Source organism: Lysobacter antibioticus (genome assembly GCF_001442535.1).
GTDB lineage: Bacteria > Pseudomonadota > Gammaproteobacteria > Xanthomonadales > Xanthomonadaceae > Lysobacter > Lysobacter antibioticus.
Genome location: NZ_CP013141.1, coordinates 330,540 through 349,027 on the forward strand (window position 1 = coordinate 330,540; position 18,488 = coordinate 349,027).

Annotated in this window: 19 protein-coding genes; 13 read left to right on the plus strand and 6 right to left on the minus strand. The window is 66.8% G+C overall.

All coding sequences use genetic code 11. The annotated features are described in order from the left end of the window. Positions 1-102: 102 nt before the first annotated feature. Positions 103-618 (minus strand): c-type cytochrome, encoded by a 516-nt coding sequence (locus tag GLA29479_RS01365; protein ID WP_057970550.1) that lies wholly within the window; start codon positions 616-618, stop codon positions 103-105. A 421-nt stretch (positions 619-1,039) separates the two neighbouring features. On the opposite strand from GLA29479_RS01365, the gene GLA29479_RS01370 reads away from it, so the two are divergent. The 10 genes from GLA29479_RS01370 (at position 1,040) to pabB (ending at position 11,933) form a co-directional block, all read left to right on the plus strand. Further along, positions 1,040-1,456, plus strand: a complete 417-nt coding sequence (locus tag GLA29479_RS01370) for a YjfI family protein (RefSeq protein WP_031372568.1) — start codon at positions 1,040-1,042, stop codon at positions 1,454-1,456. Continuing rightward, positions 1,453-2,217, plus strand: a complete 765-nt coding sequence (locus tag GLA29479_RS01375) for a PspA/IM30 family protein (RefSeq protein WP_057919763.1) — start codon at positions 1,453-1,455, stop codon at positions 2,215-2,217. The genes GLA29479_RS01370 and GLA29479_RS01375 overlap by 4 nt, the downstream gene beginning before the upstream one ends. 370 nt (positions 2,218-2,587) lie before the next feature. After that, positions 2,588-3,637: a potassium channel family protein gene (locus tag GLA29479_RS01380; protein WP_057919762.1), complete on the plus strand. Its 1,050-nt coding sequence runs from the start codon at positions 2,588-2,590 to the stop codon at positions 3,635-3,637. 10 nt (positions 3,638-3,647) lie between these two features. Next, positions 3,648-4,310 (plus strand): DUF2491 family protein, encoded by a 663-nt coding sequence (locus GLA29479_RS01385; protein WP_057919761.1) that lies wholly within the window; start codon positions 3,648-3,650, stop codon positions 4,308-4,310. A 34-nt stretch (positions 4,311-4,344) separates the two neighbouring features. After that, positions 4,345-4,752 (plus strand): DUF350 domain-containing protein, encoded by a 408-nt coding sequence (locus GLA29479_RS01390; protein WP_031372564.1) that lies wholly within the window; start codon positions 4,345-4,347, stop codon positions 4,750-4,752. Between the two features lie 8 nt (positions 4,753-4,760). Further along, positions 4,761-5,354 (plus strand): DUF1190 domain-containing protein, encoded by a 594-nt coding sequence (locus GLA29479_RS01395; RefSeq protein WP_057919760.1) that lies wholly within the window; start codon positions 4,761-4,763, stop codon positions 5,352-5,354. Between the two features lie 64 nt (positions 5,355-5,418). Then, a complete protein-coding gene (locus tag GLA29479_RS01400; RefSeq protein ID WP_057919759.1) occupies positions 5,419-6,603 on the plus strand; it encodes a glutathionylspermidine synthase family protein in 1,185 nt (394 codons plus the stop codon). Between the two features lie 371 nt (positions 6,604-6,974). Then, positions 6,975-8,624 (plus strand): M4 family metallopeptidase, encoded by a 1,650-nt coding sequence (locus GLA29479_RS01405; RefSeq protein ID WP_057919758.1) that lies wholly within the window; start codon positions 6,975-6,977, stop codon positions 8,622-8,624. Between the two features lie 332 nt (positions 8,625-8,956). Further along, positions 8,957-9,688 (plus strand): 4'-phosphopantetheinyl transferase family protein, encoded by a 732-nt coding sequence (locus GLA29479_RS01410; protein WP_057919757.1) that lies wholly within the window; start codon positions 8,957-8,959, stop codon positions 9,686-9,688. A gap of 55 nt (positions 9,689-9,743) precedes the next feature. After that, positions 9,744-11,933 carry an aminodeoxychorismate synthase component I gene (pabB, locus tag GLA29479_RS01415; RefSeq protein WP_057970551.1) on the plus strand — a complete coding sequence of 730 codons (2,190 nt, stop codon included), beginning with the start codon at positions 9,744-9,746 and terminating at the stop codon, positions 11,931-11,933. A 150-nt stretch (positions 11,934-12,083) separates the two neighbouring features. Here the strand turns inward: pabB and GLA29479_RS01420 are convergent, their stop codons facing one another. The 5 genes from GLA29479_RS01420 to GLA29479_RS01435 form a co-directional block, all read right to left on the minus strand. Next, complete coding sequence (locus GLA29479_RS01420; protein WP_144436287.1) at positions 12,084-12,569, minus strand: hypothetical protein; 486 nt, start codon at positions 12,567-12,569, stop codon at positions 12,084-12,086. Between the two features lie 81 nt (positions 12,570-12,650). Further along, positions 12,651-13,055, minus strand: a complete 405-nt coding sequence (locus tag GLA29479_RS23390) for a DUF4189 domain-containing protein (protein WP_082638193.1) — start codon at positions 13,053-13,055, stop codon at positions 12,651-12,653. Between the two features lie 147 nt (positions 13,056-13,202). Beyond that, positions 13,203-13,691 (minus strand): DUF4189 domain-containing protein, encoded by a 489-nt coding sequence (locus GLA29479_RS23395; protein WP_057919753.1) that lies wholly within the window; start codon positions 13,689-13,691, stop codon positions 13,203-13,205. A 2-nt stretch (positions 13,692-13,693) separates the two neighbouring features. Next, a complete protein-coding gene (locus GLA29479_RS01430; RefSeq protein WP_057970554.1) occupies positions 13,694-14,824 on the minus strand; it encodes a TrbL/VirB6 family protein in 1,131 nt (376 codons plus the stop codon). Positions 14,825-14,882: 58 nt separating this feature from the next. After that, the gene (locus tag GLA29479_RS01435; RefSeq protein ID WP_057920272.1) at positions 14,883-15,506 is read right to left on the minus strand and encodes a hypothetical protein; all 624 of its coding nucleotides are present in this window, start codon (positions 15,504-15,506) and stop codon (positions 14,883-14,885) included. 79 nt (positions 15,507-15,585) lie between these two features. Here GLA29479_RS01435 and GLA29479_RS24185 point away from each other — a divergent pair, with 79 nt between their 5' ends. The 3 genes from GLA29479_RS24185 to GLA29479_RS01445 all read left to right on the plus strand — a co-directional run bounded on the left by GLA29479_RS24185 (position 15,586) and on the right by GLA29479_RS01445 (position 18,449). Beyond that, positions 15,586-15,831: a hypothetical protein gene (locus tag GLA29479_RS24185; protein WP_144436288.1), complete on the plus strand. Its 246-nt coding sequence runs from the start codon at positions 15,586-15,588 to the stop codon at positions 15,829-15,831. Between the two features lie 318 nt (positions 15,832-16,149). Next, complete coding sequence (locus GLA29479_RS01440) at positions 16,150-16,773, plus strand: response regulator (RefSeq protein ID WP_057919751.1); 624 nt, start codon at positions 16,150-16,152, stop codon at positions 16,771-16,773. 434 nt (positions 16,774-17,207) lie between these two features. Further along, positions 17,208-18,449, plus strand: coding sequence for an ATP dependent DNA ligase (locus tag GLA29479_RS01445; RefSeq protein ID WP_144436289.1), 1,242 nt, complete (start codon positions 17,208-17,210; stop codon positions 18,447-18,449). Positions 18,450-18,488 lie beyond the last annotated feature (39 nt).

The window sequence follows — 18,488 nt, forward strand, 5'->3', positions numbered from 1 at the left end:
GGCGCCAGCCTTTGCCGAAGCCTTTGCCAGAGCCGGCGCGCCGGGCCCTCAAACGCAAACGCCGCCCGGAGGCGGCGTCTGGTAAGCCTGCGCGAGCGCGGCTTACTTGATGTTCTCGAGCATCCAGTCGACGGTCGAGGCGACCTGCTCGTTGGTCAGGGCCGGGTTGCCGCCCTTCGGCGGCATGATGCCGGCGCTGCCGGTATAGCCTTCGATCGCATGCTTGTGCAGGGTGTCCTTGCCCTGGGCGATACGCGCCGACCAGTGCGCCGCGTCCATGGTCGGGGCGCCGCCGGCGCCGGACTTGTGGCAGCCCGCGCACAGGCTGTCGAAGATCACCTTGCCGTCCAGGGTGCCGCCGTAGGCGACCTGCGAAGCGGCCTTGGCGGCCGCCGCGGCGACTGCGGCCTGCTGCGAGGCGGCGCCGGTCGCGCCGGCATAGACCGCGCCGACCGGACCGATGCGGTTCTCGGTGCGCTTGGCTGCCTTGGGGTCGACTTCCTGCGGCAACTGGTGGTGGACGAAGTAGGCCGCGATCATCAGGCCGAGGGTCACCAGCATCAGAAAGCCGATCACCATCGAGAATTTCTTCAGGAATTCGAGGTCGTAATTGCGCACGATCCACCTATTGCGTGCCCCCGTTCGGGTGCACTAAAGCCATCGACGTGGCCGCACCGGGGATCGGCGCGGCCGCTGCACGGGACCCGCCGAGACGACCCCGCCGGCCTTCTGCTATCGAATGCAGGGCCGCGGGCCGGGAATGCCGGTCGGGTAGTTCCGCCGGACAGTTTATCTCACTCCGGGCCGCGCGGGCTTGCCCTGCGCCCCAGTAACGTCGTCGGAGCGCCGGCCGGGACCTGTGCGCCTTGCGCCGGTCACCGCTCGCCCCTATAACCTGCACGATCCACGAGCACGGTCACGGACGATGATCGCAGGGCCAGGGACGGGCAGCCGACCGCCTCCCTCGTCGCCCGCGACCCGGACGCTCCCCGCGCAAGCCCTACCTTCCGCGCCGCCTTCACCTTCAAGGACCGCCCTAATGTCCCGCTGGACCACGCAAGAACTGTTGACCCGACTGGCCGCCTCGTTCGGCGGCGAAAACGTCGAAGAAGTGCCGACCGCCGATGGCGCCATCCAGGTGACCCTGCCGGAAAGCGGCGACCTGGGCGTCACCATCGCCCTGACCGACCGCGAGATCTTCGTCTCCACGCCGCTGGTCGAAGCAGCGCAGGTCGCCGACGCGGCCGGCTTCAACGAAGCCTGTCTGCGCCTGAACCCGGTCAACCCGCTGTCCAACCTCGGTCTGACCACGATCAACGAGCGCGACGTCTACATCGTCTTCGGCGAGATGGCGCCCGATTCCACCGCCGAGCAGATCGAACTCGAAATCCGCACCCTGGCCGACAACGCGATCGACGCGGTGGAAGCCCTCAAGTCCTTTCTGGTGACCGCATGAGCCTGCTGCAGAAAATCCTGACCCTGTTCCGCGGCACCGCCCACGAGGCCGGTCAGGCCGTGGTCGACGCCAACGCGCTCAAGATCCTCGACCAGGAAATCCGCGACGCCGGCAACGAGCTGATCCGCTCCAAGGAAGAGCTGACCAAGGTCATGGCCCAGCGCCAGTTGCAGGCCAACCGCAGCAAGGACCGCTTCGCCAAGAAGGCCGAGTACGAGACCTACATCGCCGGCGCCCTGCGCAAGGGCGACGAAGCGCTGGCCCGCGAAGTCGCCGAGCGCCTGGCCACGGTCGAGACCGACCTCAGGAACGACGAACAGGCCATCGCCAGCTACGACGCCAGCATCACCCAGCTCAAGACCGCGATCACCGCGACCGAGCGCAAGCTGGCGCGGGTCAAGCAGCAGGTCGACACGGTCAAGGCCACCGAGGCCGTGCAGCGCGCCCAGACCGCGGTCGCCGCGCGCCACTCCGGCGCGACCGGCAAGGTCACCACCGCGCTGGATTCGCTCGAACGCATCCAGACCCGCCAGGCCGAGCGCGGCGCCCGCCTGCAGGCGGCGGCGCAGCTCGAAGCCGAATCCGGCGACGGCGATCTCAACGCCAAGCTGGCCAACGCCGGCCTGCTGCCGGAATCGACCAGCGTCGACAACATCCTCGAGCGCTTCCGCGAGAAGCCGGTGCAGCAGCTCGGCCACGAGCCGCTGTCTTTGCCGGCGGTGGAAGTGAAGGACGCCGAGCACGTCGAGCGCAAGAACTAAGCAGTCGCGACCGCTGCCGGCCATCGCTCGGCAGCGGTCGTCCGGTCTGTCGAATCCCTTCGGCGGTTCGGTCGAGACGGGTCGAGCTGTCGGTCGCCCTGCTTTTGCTCGTCATCCCCGCGCAGGGGGGAATGGATGCCGCTTGCGAGCCACTGGCTCGCGCGGGCCTGAACGCCAGGGCGCTGTGCGCGCTGGCCGGGCGGTGGAGACTTCAGGCGTTCTCGCACGGAAATCCGCTGGATCTTCGCCTACGCGGGGATGACGGCTTGAAGGCCGTCGGCTTCGGATCGTCATCCCTGCCTGGGTGGGAGACGGCCTTAATGACACCATGCGCACCTGCGCCTCCCGCACACGGACGTAACCCGCTGACATGATCGTAATCGGCAAGTTCTACCGCCTCATGCGCGGCCATCTGCGCCGGATCAGCTGGGGCGTGGTCGCGGCCGCGCTGGTGCTGCATATGAGCGGCACTTGGCTGCTCCTGTCCTGGGCCGGCGAAGATAAGCTGCTGGGCTGGGATGCGTTCGTGTACTACTACATGACCACGGCCAGCACGATCGGCTACGGCGACCTGTCGCCGGGCAGCGCGGCCGGCCGCTACGTCGTCGCCCTGTTCGTGATGCCGGGCGCGGTCGCCCTGTTCGCCTCGGTGCTGGCCAAGACCAGCGCGAGCCTGCTGCATTTCTGGAAGCGCCATCAGGTGGGCAAGATGAGTTACGAGGACATGCAGGGCCATACCGTGCTGATCGGCTGGCACGGACGCGAGTCGGTGCGGCTGGTGCAGCTGTTGCTGGCCGACACCCACACCGACGACGAAGGCATCGTCCTGGTCGCCGAAGGGCTGGCCGAGAACCCGCTGCCGGACCAGATCCGCTTCGTCTCCGCAGCGTCCTATGCCGATTGTGGCGAATACGCCCGCGCCGCGATCGGCGGCGCCGCGCGCGTGATCGTCCATGCCGACAACGACGACCGCTCGCTGGCGGCGGTGTTCGCGGTGATGGCGCATCGCCCGGCTGCGCACGTGGTCGCCCACTTCGAGTCGGCCGCGGTGGCCGACCTGGTGCGCAGCCACTACCCGCACGTCGAATGCACGCGGCCCTTGCACGTCGACGTGATCGCGCGCGCGGTGCAGGACGCCGGCAGCTCGCTGGTCGCCGGAGAATGGCTGTCGAGCGGCGGCCCGACCCAATTCAGTTTGCCGGTGCCCACCGATGCGCAGCCGCTGCTCGCCGGCAAACTCGCCGGCGCGTTCCGCAGCCAGTCGGCGCTGTGGATCGGCTTCCGCGATGGCGGCAGCGCGGCGCCGGTACTGAATCCGGCCGATCATGTCGAGATCGCGCCGGGCAGCGTGTTGTATTACCTTGCCGACGCACGCATCGACAGCCGCCGCGTGCCGTGGGCATCGCTGGCGGTCACCTGAGAGAACGCAGATGGGTTGGTTGGACGGATTATTCGGCGGCAAGAAAACGCCCGCCTCGGCGCCGGCGCCGTTCGCGCACGAGCTGCCGCTGGGCCTGCGCATCAATGGCCGGGTCGCCTTCGACACGATGATGTTCCGCGCCCATCCGCAGGCGTGGAGCGTGCAACTGCCCGAAGGCCACCAGGGTATTCCCTGCTACGGCCATATCGACCTGGGCGGCGGCCACGACCTGCACCGTTTCTATCTCGACGAAGACGGCTACCTGCAGATCAGCACGGCCAGCGGCCAGATCGAAGGCATCAAGGCCTTCGTGTTCCTGGAAACGGTGAACCCGGCCAGCCAGGCCGAGTTCAAGCGTTTCATCAGCGAACACCGCCACCTCGGCGCGGCCCAGATCGATTATGCAGGCCGCACCTGGTATCGCGAGTTCGGCAACGAAGGCGCGGCCGAGAAAGTGCCGCCGGTGGTCTACGACGAAGTGCTGTATCGGCACGACCCGCCGCGCAAGGACGACGACCTCACCCATTACGCCATGCTGTACCGGCGCGACGTGGTCGAGCTGGACCGCGAGGAATTCCTCCTCGTCACCGCCGAAGACTACGGCCCCAACGAGTTCTGCGTGACCTACGCGATCGGCCTGGACCTGACCACCGCCGATCTCGACATCACCTGAGCCCGCCACCTCACCGCACGCCGCAAGGATCCCCATGGACGCCCCGATCACCGCTCACAGTTTCCTCAACTTCCTCGCCTACGCCGGCATCGGCATCGGCGTGCTGATCGCCGCGGCGGTGGCCGTGCTGCTGATCACCCCGCACCGCGAGCTGAGCCTGATCCGCGAAGGCAACACCGCAGCCGCGACCGCGTTCTCCGGCACCCTGATCGGCCTGGCCCTGCCGCTGCATTCGGCGATCTCCAACTCGGTCAGCCTGATCGACGCGGCGATCTGGGGCGCGGTGTCGGTGATCGTGCAGTTGTTCGCGTTCCTGCTCGCACGCCTCGTCGCGCCCAAGCTGTCGCAGCAGATCACCCTCAACCAGACCGCCGCCGGCATCTTCTCGGCCGGCGTGTCGATCAGCGTCGGCCTGATCAACGCCGCCGCCATGACGCCGTGAGCGCCGCCATGACGCCCTCTACGAGCAAGCGATCGCGCAACCTCAAGCTGGTGCTGATGGCCGTCGCGGTGCCGGCGCTGCTGACCGGCTGCGAGGACGAACCCAGCGGCAAGGTCCTGACCTCGCTGGAAGAGTGCAAGGCGCAGACCGAGATCGCGCCGGCGGAATGCGAGGCGGCCTATTACAAGGCCCTGGTCGAGCATGAGAAGCTGGCGCCGCGTTTCGAGAGCGAGCGCGAGTGCAACGAACAGTTCGGCGCCTGCCAGTCGGCGCCGGCCAATCCGACCGGCGGCAGCCACAGCTACATGCCGTCGATGTCGGGCTTTCTGATCGGCTACGCCCTGTCGCAGGCGATGCAGCCGCGCGGCTACTACGGCATCGGCGGGGTTTCGCCGCTGTACCGCGACTACCGCAGCGGCGGCTATCTGCGCCCCGGCGGCGAACGCGTCAGCAGCAACAGCGGCACCGTCTACGGCAAGTACGGCAACACCGCCCTGCCGGCGCGCGCGGTCACCGTCTCGCGTTCGGGTTTCGGCTCCAGCGCCGCGGCGCGCGGCGGTTTCGGCGGCAGCAGCAGTCGCGGCGGCGGTCGCGGCGGTTGAAGCCGGTCCCGAGCGCCCCCATCAGCGCCCCCATCGATACGCAACCCGGCGGACTGCAGCCAGCATGAAACGCATCGCGGTAACGCCGCGCCCCGACTGGCGCGATCAGGCCCAGTCGCTGGGCTTCCATTTCCACACCATCGACGGCGCGCCGTACTGGGACGAGTCGGCGTACTACGCCTTCAGCCTGAAGCAGATCGAGGACGATCTCGAACAGCCGACCCAGGAACTGCACGATATGGCCATGGCCCTGGTCGACGAGGTCGCCGGGTCCGAGCAACTGCTCGAGCGGCTGGCGATCCCGCCGGCGTACTGGGACTGGATCGCCGACTCCTGGCGCCGCCGCGAGCCGCATCTGTACGGGCGCATGGACCTGGCCTACGACGGCACCGGCCCGGCCAAGCTCTACGAACTCAACTACGACACTCCGACCTCGCTGTACGAGGCGGCGTATTTCCAGTGGCTGTGGCTGGAGCAGAGCGTCGAACGCGGGGTGTTGGCGCAGAGTGCGGATCAGTACAACCGCATCCAGGAACTGTTGATCGAGACTTTCGCGACCCTGGCGCGCGAGCAGCGCATCGCCACGCCGGTGCATTTCGCCGCGGTCGAAGGCTCGGCCGAGGACCAGGGCACGGTGCGTTATCTGCGCGACTGCGCCGAGCAGGCCGGCGTGGACACGCTGGAACTCAGCATCGAAGGCATCGGCATCAGTGCCGAGGGCTGGTTCACCGACGGCGACGACCGGGTCATCCGCACCTTGTTCAAGCTGTATCCGCTGGAATGGATGTTCGTCGAGGAGTACGGCTCCAAGCTCGCGGCCTCGCAGATGCAGCTGATCGAGCCGGCCTGGAAGGCGATCCTCAGCAATAAGGGCGTGTTGCCGTTGCTGTGGCAGCGTCATCGCGGCCACCCGAACCTGCTCGAAGCGCATTTCGACGAGACCCCGGCGATCGCCCTGCCGCCGGGCTGGGTGCGCAAGCCGCTGTTCTCGCGCGAAGGCGCCAACATCGAGCTGGTCACCGCCAGCGGCGAGCGGCTCAGCAGCGACGGCCCGTACCGCGACGCGCCGACGATCCGCCAGGCCCATCACGCCCTGCCGCGTTTCGACGGCAGCGACGGCGCCGCCAACTACCCGCTGATCGGCAGTTGGGTCGTCGCCGACCAGGCTGCCGGCATCGGCCTGCGCGAAGACGCCGGCCCGATCACCCAGGACAGCTCGCGCTTCGTGCCGCACGCGATCGTCGACTGAAGCGCTGCATGAGCCTCGATGCAACGCATCGAGACTCGTGCTGCAACGCATCGAGACTAGCGATGCAACGCATCGAGACTAGCGCTGCAACGCATCGAGACTCGTCCGGCGCATTCCAAACCCCGCATCGGTCGTACGCCGTGAGCCGCAGACGCCAGGCGGGGCCGTGCCGTTGCATTCGCGACATCGGCTCGCGCGCGCGGCCGATTGGACGATTTCCGAGCTGCTGCGCAGTTTTGCCGTGATTGCGGCCGTGAAAAGCCGCTTCGCGCTCCTGGATTGTGTCGATGATCGAAGCGCGGGCTGGGTGGCCCGCCGTCGCCCGCCCCGCGGGCCGGTGTTTCGATCATCACTTCGGGAGTAAGGAAACCATGCGTATCCATTCGAAGCGGTTGAAGCTGGAAGGACTCTTTCTCGCCATCACGGCGGCCCTCGTCGTAGCACCGGCAAGCCAGGCGGCGCAGCTCGGGGGCTCGGCGGCGGTAACCCAGGCGCGCGGCCTGATCGCCGATCACCTCGGTGCGGTGCACGGCGTCGCCGAGGACGCATTCGAGGCGCGCGACACCATCGTCGATCGCGACGGCACCACGCACGTGCGTTTCGACCGCACCTACCAGGGCCTGCGCGTAATCGGCGGCGACGTGGTGACGAAATCGCGGCGTGGCCAACTCGCCGCCACCCAATCGACCCTGCGCAGCCAGCAGCGCCCCGGCCTGCGCGCGCGCATCGGCCGCGATGCCGCGGCGGTCGAAGCCGGCGCCCGTTTCAACGGCAAGGTGAGCCAGGTGCACGGCAATCAACTGGTGGTGTACGCGCGCGGCGCCAAGCCGGTGCTCGCCTATGAGGTGACCTTGCAGGGCGAGGAAACCCGAACGCATTCGGGTTTCGTCACCTATTACGTCGATGCCCTCAGCGGCAAGGTGCTCGACGTCCAGGACCGCCTGCAGACCGCCGGCGCGGTCGGCACCGGCAAGACCTTCTACTACGGCAACCTCAGCATCGCCACCGACCAGAAGAGCGCGACCAAGTTCGACCTGATCGACACGACCCGCGGCAACGGCAGCGTCTACGACGCCAAGGGTGCGGCGATCTCGAACCTGTTCGACATCCTGTTCGCGACCTGGGGCGCGAGCCTGTTCACCGATACCGACAACGTCTGGGGCAACAACGCCCTCAGCGATCGTGCCACCGTCGCCACCGACATTCACTACGGCGTCGGCGCGACCTGGGATTATTTCAAGAACGTGCACGGCCGCAACGGCCTGTATAACGACGGCGCCGGCATCAAGAGTTACGCCCACACCAACTTCAAGCGCGCCGACGGCAGCACCACCGGCGTCAACGCCGCCTATTTCGCCCTGACCAAGGTGATGTTCTACGGCGACGGCGACGCCGCGCGCGGTTACGGCCCGATCGTCGGCATCGACGTCGCCGGCCATGAGATGTCGCACGGCGTCAACGCCGCGACCGCCAACCTGGCCTACTCGGGCGATGCAGGCGGCCTCAACGAGGCCAACTCGGACATCTTCGGCACCCTGGTCGAGTTCTACGCCAACAACCCGGCCGATCCCGGCGACTACCGCATCGGCGAGATCATGCGCACCGGCGGGCTCGCTTTCCGCGACATGTACAACCAGGGCGTCGACGGCAAATCCTTCAATTGCTACATCGCCGGCGGTTTCGATCCGAACCTGGGCGCCGGCGGCATCCACGATCCGCACTACACCTCCGGGGTCGGCAACCGCTTCTTCTACCTGGTTTCCGAAGGCGCGGTGGTGCCGGCCGGTTCGGGCCTGACCCCGGCCCAGCTGGTCTGCAACGGCGACACCGGCATCGTCGGCATCGGTCGCGATAAGGCCGGCAAGATCTGGTATCGCGCGCTGACCACCAAGTTCACCTCAAGCACCAGCTATCCGCAGGCGCGCGCGGCGACCCTGGCCGCCGCAGCCGAGCTGTACGGCGCCGGCTCGCAGGAGCAGAACGCGGTGGCGCGGGCCTGGAGCGCGGCCAACGTCAACTGAGGCGGCTCGACTGACGCGGGCTTGATTGAAGCGGGGCATGAGCGACCGAGTGCGAACGGCCCGCTGGGGCGGGCCGTTCGCGATGTGGGGCGAATCATGTGGGGTGAATAGCGGCTGCGCGCGTTTGAACACGGCGGCCCCGCGCCGCGCGCGCGGCGCGTCCGTGTGCGATCCTCATGCCCCGTCGGTTCGAGCCATCGAACATGCGGGCTGCAACTCCGTCCGAACCGAGCCTTTCATGAGCCATGGTCGTCCGTACCGTGCGTCGAGCCGCCGTCTTGCCGCGATGCCGCCTGTAGCCCCCGCACCGATCCGCATCGGAGGCGCGTGCGATGGCGTCCGATAAGTTTCCCGACACCGACGACGGCTTCCTGTTCGCGGCCTCCGCGTTCGAGTGCGAGGCCGAAGGCAAGCGGCTGACCGGCTATGGCTGCCGGTTCCGCGCCTCGATGTACCGCGACGAGCTCTACGAACGCCACGGCGTGCATTTTCCGGCCCAGTTCGGCCGCGCCGTGTCCAAGCGCCGCAGCGATTACCTGGCCGGGCGCATCTGCGCGCAGCGCGCACTGGCCGCGCTCGGCGTCATCGGCGCCGACATCGCCATCGGCCCGAACCGCGAACCGGTCTGGCCCGCCGGCGTGGTGGCCTCGATCTCGCATGCCGGCGATCGTGCCGTCTGCATCGCCTCGACCGACCCCGACGTGGTCGGGCTCGGCATCGATATCGAAGGCAGCCTGCAACCGGGCATGGCCGCCGATATCCGCCGCGAAGTGGTCGATGCGGCCGAAGAGGAGGCCGTGCAGACGCATTTCCCCGATTTCACCCTCGGCCTGGCCGTGGTGTTCTCGGCCAAGGAGAGTCTGTACAAGGCCTTGTACCCCCAGGTCGGCCGCTTCTTCGGTTTCGAGGCGATGCGGATCGTGCGGATCGACGCCGAGCGCATCATCTTCGCCGCGACCGAAGAGCTGTCGGCCACGGTCGCGTCCGGCGCCGAGTACGCCGCCCACTACCTGATCGCCGAGGGCGAGGTGCGCACCGTGGCCTGCGTGCGCCGGCCGGACTGATCCCGCCGCTGCGCCCGGACCCGCCGGCGGCGACTTGTAAGACAATGGCCGGATCATGCGTTGCCTGTTGATCGACAACTACGACTCGTTCACCTGGAACCTCGCCGACCAGATCGGCCGGGCTTTCGGCGAAGCGCCGATCGTGGTCCGCAACGACGAGGACGACTGGGACGGGCTGTGCGCCCGCCACCGTTTCGACTGCGTGGTGATCTCGCCCGGGCCGGGCAGCGTGACCCGCGAGGCCGATGTTCATGTCTCGCGCGAGGCCATCGCCCACAGCGGCTTGCCCTTGCTCGGCGTCTGCCTGGGATTCCAGGGCATCGCCCATGCCCACGGCGGCCGCATCGTCCACGCGCCGGTGCCGTTCCACGGCCGCGCTTCGGCCGTGCATCACGACGGCAGCGACCTGTTCGCCGGCGTGCCGACGCCGTTCGAGGCGATCCGCTACCACTCCCTGATCGTGGCCTCGCCGCTGCCGCCCGACCTGGTGGCGACCGCGCATGCCGATCCCGGGCTGATCATGGCCCTGCGCCACCGTCGCCTGCCGCAGTGGGGCGTGCAGTTCCACCCGGAATCGATCCTGACCGAACACGGCATCGATCTGATCGCGAACTTCCGCGATCTCGCGCACCGCCACCAGCGGCGGCCGTTCGTCAGCCTGGCGACGCCGTCGCCCGGGCCGCTGCCGGCCGAGTCGAGGCGGGCCGAATCGAAGCAGGCCGAATCGAGGCAGGCCGAATCGAGGCAGGCCGAGTCCTCCGACATCGGCCCGGCACGCAGCTTGCGCGTGATCGCTCGGCCGCTGCAGGGCGTGGGCGATCCGGAGGCGGTGTTCTCGGCCTTGTTCGCCGGCCGCGCCAACGCGTTCTGGCTCGACAGCCAGGTCGCGCCCGACGACAGCGCCGGCTGCTCGTTCATGGGCGCGGTCGACGATGCCGATCTGCTCGCTTACCGGATCGACGAGGACGACGCGGCGCTGAGCCGCGGCCAAGGCTTGCTCGCAGACATCGAGCGCGAGCTCGAAGAGGCCGTCATCGAGGACGGCATTGCGGAAGACGGCAAGCGATTGCCTTTCGACTTCCGCGGCGGCTTCGTCGGTTTCCTGGGCTATGAGATGAAGGCGCTGTTCGACGGCGACCGCGGCGAAGGCCATCCGACCCCGGACGCGCTGTGGATGCGCGTACGCCGCTTCCTCGCCTTCGACCATGCCACGGCGCGGGCCTGGGCGCTGGCGCTGGCGTTCGAGGACGAAACCGCTGCCGCCGAAGCCTGGATCGATAGCGTCGCCGCCGCGGCCGCGCAGGCGCGTGGCGACGATGCCCCGGTTGCGTCGCAAGGCTTGCAAGGACTCGAGGTCGACATGGACCTCGGCCGTGACGATTACCTCGCCGCGATCGGCGAATGCCAGCGCGCCATCGTCGACGGCGAAACCTACCAGGTCTGCCTGACCAATCATTTCCGTTTCCGCGCCGAGCTCGACCCGTACGCGCTGTACCGGCAGATGCGTCGCGGCAACGCCGCGCCGTTCGGCGCTTTCCTGCGCGGCCGCGGCATCGCCGTGCTGAGCACCTCGCCGGAACGTTTCCTGCGCGTCGATCGCAGCGGCCGCGTCCAGACCAAGCCGATCAAGGGCACCGCGCGCCGCTCCGGCGACCCGCAACTCGATGCGCGCTATGCCCGCGAGCTGGCCGAATCGGTCAAGGACGGCGCCGAGAACCTGATGATCGTCGACCTGATGCGCAACGATCTCAACCGGGTTTCGGTCGCCGGCACCGTCGAAGTACCGGAACTGCGCGTGGTCGAGAGCTATCGCACCGTGCACCAGCTGGTCAGTACGGTGGAATCGCAGTTGCGCCCGGACTGCAGCCTGATCGACCTGGTGCGTGCGACCTTCCCGGGCGGCTCGATCAGCGGCGCGCCGAAGAAGCGCACCATGGAAATCATCGACCGCCTGGAACGCAGCCCGCGCGGCGTCTATTGCGGCTCGATCGGTTATCTGGGCTACAACCGCGTGGCCGACCTCAACATCGGCATTCGCACTCTGTCTTACGACGGCGAAACGGTCGCGTTCGGCGCCGGCGGCGCGATTACCTACCTGTCCGATCCTGAGGCCGAATTCCAGGAAGTCCTGCTCAAGGCCGAGGCGGTGCTGCGGCCGGTCTGGCGTTTCCTCGGCGACGTCAGCGACGGGTTCGCCTACGAACTCGAAGCCGACCGCTTGCGTCTGCGCGTCGCTAAGGATTGAGGCATCGTTTAACGGTCGACGATGCGCTGCTTATCTGTAGGAGCAGCGCCACACAGGGATGTCCTGCGGTCGTAAGCCGCGACCGCGAACCCACAACGGACGACGCAGACGCGAACGACTCCACGGTCGCGGCCGACCGACGCCTTCGCCCTACAAGCGGATATGGCCCGCCGCGGGCAGGCGGCGCGTCTCTTGCAGCCGATAGGCCAGCTGCCGGTACAGCGCGGTGCCGAAGATCGCATGGATGCTCGAGGCGATGATCGATAACGCGTAGATCAAGCCAGCGTCCGGAATGTGCACGGGCAGGCGCATGAACGGCACCATCAGCACGAACAACACCGCGACCGCCCAGGCCGCGATCAGGCCGGCCGTCACGTTGCGCAAGCCGCGCCGAAGCGGCGCCAGGCGGACCGAACGCGTACGTCCCCAGCGCGCGATCAGGTGACGCCGGGCCGACACTGCCAGCCGCGTTCCGGACAGCGCGACCCACACGTGCAGCAGCGCCGATACGGCCGCGACCCAACGCGACAGATGGATAAGCGGCTCGATCCCGGTCTGAATGCCGATCATTGCCAGGGCCACGGCGAGGATGAAGATCATCAGTGCCGACAGCGACGCGCTCTCGATCGAGCGCACCTCGGCGAACCAATCCGTGGAGTTCGGCGAGGGCAGAGTTATGGGCATGGGCGTTCCTTCGTCCTGTGCATCGGTGAATCCTCAGCGAACCCGCAAAGGCCGGCTGCAGTCCGCGTAGTAAAGCCGGCATTCGCCGTCCTTCTTCTTCTCGCAATCCTTCAGGCCGATCTCGGCCGCAAGCTCCGCTGTCTTTGCGTTGACCGCGACATAGCGGGTATCGCTGGCGACGATGACCACACATTGATTGACGTAAGCGACCGTCAGAGTGCAGTCGACGCCGCCCCGGCTTCGACAGTTCTCGATAGCCGCCTTGGTCGCCTCTCGCTTGCTCGGCTGATTGATCACAGCACCAACCACTGCTTGGGCATCATCCCCGGCCACCGCACCCCAACGACTCTTCCATTTCGGGGTTGGCAATCCGTAGCCGTTCGGGCCCGACGGTACTGGGCCGCATGACGCGGTGGACGTTCCTGAGTAAGGAATCATGCCAGACAGCCGCCTTCGGCCTGGGCGATGCCCGAAACAGCGAGGAACAGGAGTGAAAATAGAAATCGAGTCGTCATGATCGGTTTCTAGATGAACGCTCACGCCGATGAGGCTGGTGAGGCACGCCTATTAACTTCGGCACCATGCTCAGCGAACCCGTACGGGCCGGCTGCAGCCCGCGTAGTAGAGTCGGCACTCGCCGTCCTTCTTCTTCTCGCAGTTTTCCATGCCGATTTCGGCCGCAACCTCAGCGTTCTCCGCATTGGTCGCGGCGTAGCGGGTGTCGCTGGCGACGATGACCACACACTGGTTGACGTAGGCGACCGTTAGGGTGCATTCGACGCCGCCTCGACTTCGGCAGTTCTCGATGGCCGCCTGCTTTGCCTCTCGTTTGCTCGGGAGATCGGTCACCGCACCGACCACGCCCCTGGCGTCGTCACCTGCTACCGCACCCCAGCGATTCTTCCATTTGGCCGTTGGTAGCCAGGAGCCGCTCGGACCCGAGGGTATCGGGCCGCATGAAGAAGTCGACGTGCCCGAATAAGGAATCATGCCGGCAGGGCAACCGCCTTCCGCGATAGCCTGGCGATGCATGCCAAGCAGGGCGATAGCCAGAACGATCAGGGGTATCTTCATGGTCAGCCTCGTCTGATTTGATCCGGCGTGCCGACCGAACCGTCGTGGGGTGTGGTTGTAGCGCCAGAAATTCGAGCGCCGACGCTGTTGAAGGCGCCGGTGACGGCGCCTGCCCGTTCACTGTTAGTTCTTTCGTGGGAATTGGGTGCGCCAACCCCAGTCCCAGCCCCGCCAGCTCGCCCCGCCGCCCCACTCCCGAATGCCGAGAACTGCATGAAGCCGCCCAGCGTGCCCTGGAAGAAATTGGCCGCGAACGGCGGCACGGTGATGATGACGACGGTCATGATCAGGCCGAGCCCTCCCTGCTGCATGGCCTGGTTGCTGATGCCCTCGGCATCGACGCCCCAGATCGCGCCGATCTTCGCCACCCACAGCGCCGCCGACACGCGCGCCATCAACTCCAGCAGCATCCCGGTCACTACGCTCAGCATCGCCATCGAGAACAGGGTGCCGATGCCGTACATCAGCCAGCGGCGGAACAGGTCCTTCGTCTGGTCAAAGATCAGGCACAGGACGAACAACGGTCCCAGGCCGATGAACAAGGCGATGGCGAACTTGAACATCAGCAGCATGGCGCCGGCCGACATCGCTGGGCTGGCCGCCCCGACCCCGGCGAACAACACCGCGCGCGCCTTGCGGTCCTGCAGTTCGGGATCGCCAGGGACGACCTGGACCGCGTCGATCGCGCTCATGGCGAGCTGGGTACAGGCGAGGTTCTCGTCGATGCTCTGCGCCGTGGTCTTGCCGCTGCGGCCCGAGAACAGGCCGTGGATTTCGCGGTCGAGGTCGTAGGTCAGATAACGGTGCAGGTCGCTGCCGCCGAACGACATCGTCGTCGCCACGCTGACGATCACGGCGATGCGCGCGGCGTTGGTCACCAGCGCCATCATCGGTTCGCGCAATTGCCCGGTGACGATGCGATAGCCCATCAGCAGGATCCATAGCGTGACCAGGGCCAGTGCGATGCTGCTGGCCCAGGTCATGGTCCTGCCCATCAGCTGCATGCCGAACTCGTCGATGCGGTCGGTCAGGTAGTCGTTGACCAACTGGAACAGGACGAAATCGCCGATGCCCGATTGGCTGTAGGGGTCGATCCAATCGATCAGTTCGTTCAATCCGTTGAACCCGTGCATCGCCTTCCCCTGGGATCGTGGCGGCCGGATCGCGTCGTCGCGACCCGGCTTGGTAGGTCTACTTCGAGAGCGCGGCCTTGAGCGCCGCAGCCTGCACCACCTGGCCCAGCAGCGAGCCGCGATTGCCCTGCAGCGCGCGCTTGGCCAGACGCGACTGGTCCCACTTCAGCGATTCGATGTAGTCGTTATAGGCCTTCATGCGCGCCTGCCAGTAATCCAGGTCCATCGAGGTGCGCACCATGAAGCGCTGCGCCTCGTTGTCGTTGGCGGCCAAAGCGCCCTGGTTGGAACTCGCGCCGTCGCGCTGCGCTTCGATCTGCTGGAACTGCTGGTTGCGCTGGATCAAGGTCTTCAGCATCCGCACCGATTCGTTGTATTTGGCGTTCTCGGCCAGGACCATGCGCTGGCAGATCGCCTTCTGTTCTTCGACGATGTTGCCGTCCATCTTCGGCGCGATCTGCCGCAGCAGGCCGGTCATGCGCTCGCGCACGCCGCCGCCCTCGCCGCCCGCGGGGCACATGTCCTGCAGGCCGTAGTCGTCGGGACGCAGCGGAAACGTGTCGGCCATCTGCGGAGAGTCGAAGTTCAGGCGCTGCAGCTTGATCAGCTGTTGCTGATAGTGGCTGTAGGTGTCGTTCCAGCGCTTGGCCTCCTTGCCGAACTCGACCGCGTCTTCGGCGATCTGCTGCATGTGCGCGGTGAGGTTGACCGGGTCGTTGACGACCAACTGGGCGCTGGCTTCGGTGGCCATCGAGCCGCCGATGAGCAGCAGTGCCATGGACCAGAACCGTGTCTTGGCGATGCTTCCTGTGCTTGCGGGCTTCATTGCGATTCCTTTCCTGCTCGATCGACTGCAAAACCTTGCCGGTGCCGCCGTGCGAAACCTTCGTGCATCGAGTGCGCGCGGCTCGCCTCGGTTCGCGTCCGCGATGCTCGATTCGGCCGCGCGGAACACTTCTATCAACGGCACCGTCCCTTGCGCAGCCACTATCGCATACGGACTGTGATGCGGCATGAGTCAACGAAAAATCGTTGTGGACGCTAGTCCACATTTGTAGACGAACGAAGACGATTTGTAGCCACGGATTCGGTTTCTAAGCCTGTTGCGAAACCCATGGTTGCGATCGCCGCGTTGCCATCGATCCGTAGCGTTGTAATGTGTGGGATAGAACATTTTGCTTCTTGCATTGTCGTCATCCACACTTCGAGGGCTTCGGATTGAAGGACCTGTGCTGCCTATCGATGCGCCATGCGCATCGGTCGTTCCGCAAGATCAACACTGGAGTATCGGCACCCCCGATCTATGGATTTATTAGAGGATCGGAATGATTCGGATCTATGTCGTCGACGACCATCCGGTGCTCAGGACAGGCTTGCACTCGATCATCGAACGGGAAACGGACATCCTCGTCGTCGGCGAGTCGGGTAACGGCGCGCAGGCGCTGGCGGCGATTCCAACGCTCGCCGTCGATGTCGTGCTGTGCGATTTCGATCTGCCCGATACCGACGGCCTGCGCCTGACCCGCAAGCTCTTGCACGAGAACGCCGAGCGCAAGGTGCTGATCGTTTCCGGGCTCGACGACAGTTCGATCCCGCGGCTGCTGTTCGATGCCGGCGCGCGCGGCTATCTGACCAAGGCGAGCAGCGCGCACAAGCTGGTGTACGCGATCCGCCAGGTCGCGGCCGGACACGAGTTCGTCGACGATGCCCTGCCGCGCAATGTCCTGCTGGGCCTGTCGCCGTTCCGCCGCTTGAGTGCGCGCGAGAAGGAGGTCGCCGCGCTGACCGTGCAGGAGTACACGACCCGGCAGATCGCCGAAGTGCTGCGGGTCGACGAAACCACCGTGCGCACCATCCGTTCGCGCGTTTACAAGAAGCTCGGCCTGCGCGGAGCGATTTCCTTGAGCAAGCTCGCGGCCAGGCACGGCTTCACCGACCAGGGCGGTTGAACGGTCGCATCCGCCGAAGGCCGCGGCGAACGGTCGAGCCGGGCCCGACTCGCAGCCGTGTCAAGAACGAGTGATGACCGTCGTGAGCTGGCGCATCGGGGTGAACGCACTCATTAGTTTGACGTGCGTCGATGTTTGCGAAGCCGCCGGCGTCGTTAGTGGTTGCCCTGCACCGGCAGGCGTATAAGCGTAATCAGAGACGCCGGTTGCGGGTTTCGATCGATTCGTTCGGTCCGGGCGCCCGAGTCGCGGGGGATCTCATGACGCCGCTTCCTTATCGCAGCGCAATGACGATATCTCGCCGCCGATGCGGGGTCGGCTAGTCCGGGACCGTTGGAGCGTCGCTGCGGCAACCGCGATGGACGCTTGCGACGTGCATCACGGCGATCTCGCCGCACAAGCCTCAGCTGCGATCGTGCGGATCGCGGACACTAGTGGCGTCGTCGCGGCGCCGACCGCAGGGAGCGAGCGCATTGGGTACTAACGAGCACGCACCTTTCAGGCCCACGAACGAGCGGGACCGCGCCCGATCGGAACCGCATGTCGCCGACCAGCGCATCGCGCCAGACGGTTTTTCCACCAATAGAAGCTCGGCTGCGGAACCGAAGCGGGACCCGCGCCCGATGGCGCCCGCGATCATCGATATTTCCGGCCGGATCGAACCGGTCGCGGAGATCGCGCGCAGCAAGATCGACTGGGCCGGCTTGGCCAGTCTGTTGCTCGGTGCGAAGCCGGCCGAGTGGCCCGCCGAAGCCTTCGAGCCGCAACGGGCCGTGGCCGGGCCGTCGCCGCCGAACGACGGCAAGTGGTTGCACGAACTGGAATGGCACGGCCAGCGCACGCTCGCGGTGATCGCCGATGGCCGCGCGCGCCTGTGGTCGGGCGATGGCGCGGAATGGACCGCGCGCGTTCCGGGTATCGTCGAGGCGCTGGAGCGGCTGGGGCTGCAATCGGCGGCCTTCGACGGCGAGCTGATCGTCGGCGCCGGCGCCGAAGCCGATTACGCCGCGCTGCAGGCGGTGTTGTCGGGAGACCGCTGCGACCCCTTGACCTATATGTTGTTCGATCTGTTGCATATCGACGGCATCGCCATCGAGCGTGCGCCCCTGGTCGATCGCAAGGCCGTGCTCGAGCATCTGCTGCGACAGGCGCCGCGGGAACTGGCCTATAGCAGCCATATCCTCGGCAACGGCGACATCGCCCGCGCGGTGACCGTCAACCAATGCTTCGACGGGCTGATTTCCAAACGCGCTTTCGCATCCTACATGCGCGGATGCAGCCCGGACTGGCGCAAGACGCGCTTGCTTCAGTCCAGCCAGTTCGCCGTGGTCGGCTACACCCCGCCCGGCCTGCGCCATGCGGACCGGGGCTTCGGATCGTTGTTGCTCGCGCAACCCAAAGGCAAGGCGGCCTGGCATTACGCCGGCCAGGCGCGCGGCGATTTCGACAGCGTGCTGATCGCGGAGCTCGGGTCGCGGCTGAAAGGCGGGACGATCAAACCGACGGTCACGGTGAATCCCGACGTCCGGGAAATACCCGGCGCGCTGTGGTTCAAGCCGCGCTTCGTGGTCGAGATCGACAGCCATGGCTTCGATGCCTCGGGCCTGCTGCGGCATGGCCTGTTGCGCCTGGTCTGCCCGAACCGATCGGTGGCGAGCCTCAGGTCGGGCAAATAGGCCGCGTCGTCGCAGGATAGGCCGGGCGATCGCGGCGAT

What these genes read in the sequence shown, in the direction of transcription:
- GLA29479_RS01370 (WP_031372568.1), top strand. Translation starts at nt 1,040, where the DNA reads ATGTCCCGCTGGACCACGCAAGAACTGTTGACCCGACTGGCCGCCTCG.
- GLA29479_RS01375 (WP_057919763.1), top strand. Translation starts at nt 1,453, where the DNA reads ATGAGCCTGCTGCAGAAAATCCTGACCCTGTTCCGCGGCACCGCCCAC.
- GLA29479_RS01380 (WP_057919762.1), top strand. Translation starts at nt 2,588, where the DNA reads ATGATCGTAATCGGCAAGTTCTACCGCCTCATGCGCGGCCATCTGCGC.
- GLA29479_RS01385 (WP_057919761.1), top strand. Translation starts at nt 3,648, where the DNA reads ATGGGTTGGTTGGACGGATTATTCGGCGGCAAGAAAACGCCCGCCTCG.
- GLA29479_RS01390 (WP_031372564.1), top strand. Translation starts at nt 4,345, where the DNA reads ATGGACGCCCCGATCACCGCTCACAGTTTCCTCAACTTCCTCGCCTAC.
- GLA29479_RS01395 (WP_057919760.1), top strand. Translation starts at nt 4,761, where the DNA reads ATGACGCCCTCTACGAGCAAGCGATCGCGCAACCTCAAGCTGGTGCTG.
- GLA29479_RS01400 (WP_057919759.1), top strand. Translation starts at nt 5,419, where the DNA reads ATGAAACGCATCGCGGTAACGCCGCGCCCCGACTGGCGCGATCAGGCC.
- GLA29479_RS01405 (WP_057919758.1), top strand. Translation starts at nt 6,975, where the DNA reads ATGCGTATCCATTCGAAGCGGTTGAAGCTGGAAGGACTCTTTCTCGCC.
- GLA29479_RS01410 (WP_057919757.1), top strand. Translation starts at nt 8,957, where the DNA reads ATGGCGTCCGATAAGTTTCCCGACACCGACGACGGCTTCCTGTTCGCG.
- pabB (WP_057970551.1), top strand. Translation starts at nt 9,744, where the DNA reads ATGCGTTGCCTGTTGATCGACAACTACGACTCGTTCACCTGGAACCTC.
- GLA29479_RS23390 (WP_082638193.1), bottom strand. Translation starts at nt 13,055, where the DNA reads ATGATTCCTTACTCAGGAACGTCCACCGCGTCATGCGGCCCAGTACCG.
- GLA29479_RS23395 (WP_057919753.1), bottom strand. Translation starts at nt 13,691, where the DNA reads ATGAAGATACCCCTGATCGTTCTGGCTATCGCCCTGCTTGGCATGCAT.
- GLA29479_RS01430 (WP_057970554.1), bottom strand. Translation starts at nt 14,824, where the DNA reads ATGCACGGGTTCAACGGATTGAACGAACTGATCGATTGGATCGACCCC.
- GLA29479_RS24185 (WP_144436288.1), top strand. Translation starts at nt 15,586, where the DNA reads ATGAGCAGCAGTGCCATGGACCAGAACCGTGTCTTGGCGATGCTTCCT.
- GLA29479_RS01440 (WP_057919751.1), top strand. Translation starts at nt 16,150, where the DNA reads ATGATTCGGATCTATGTCGTCGACGACCATCCGGTGCTCAGGACAGGC.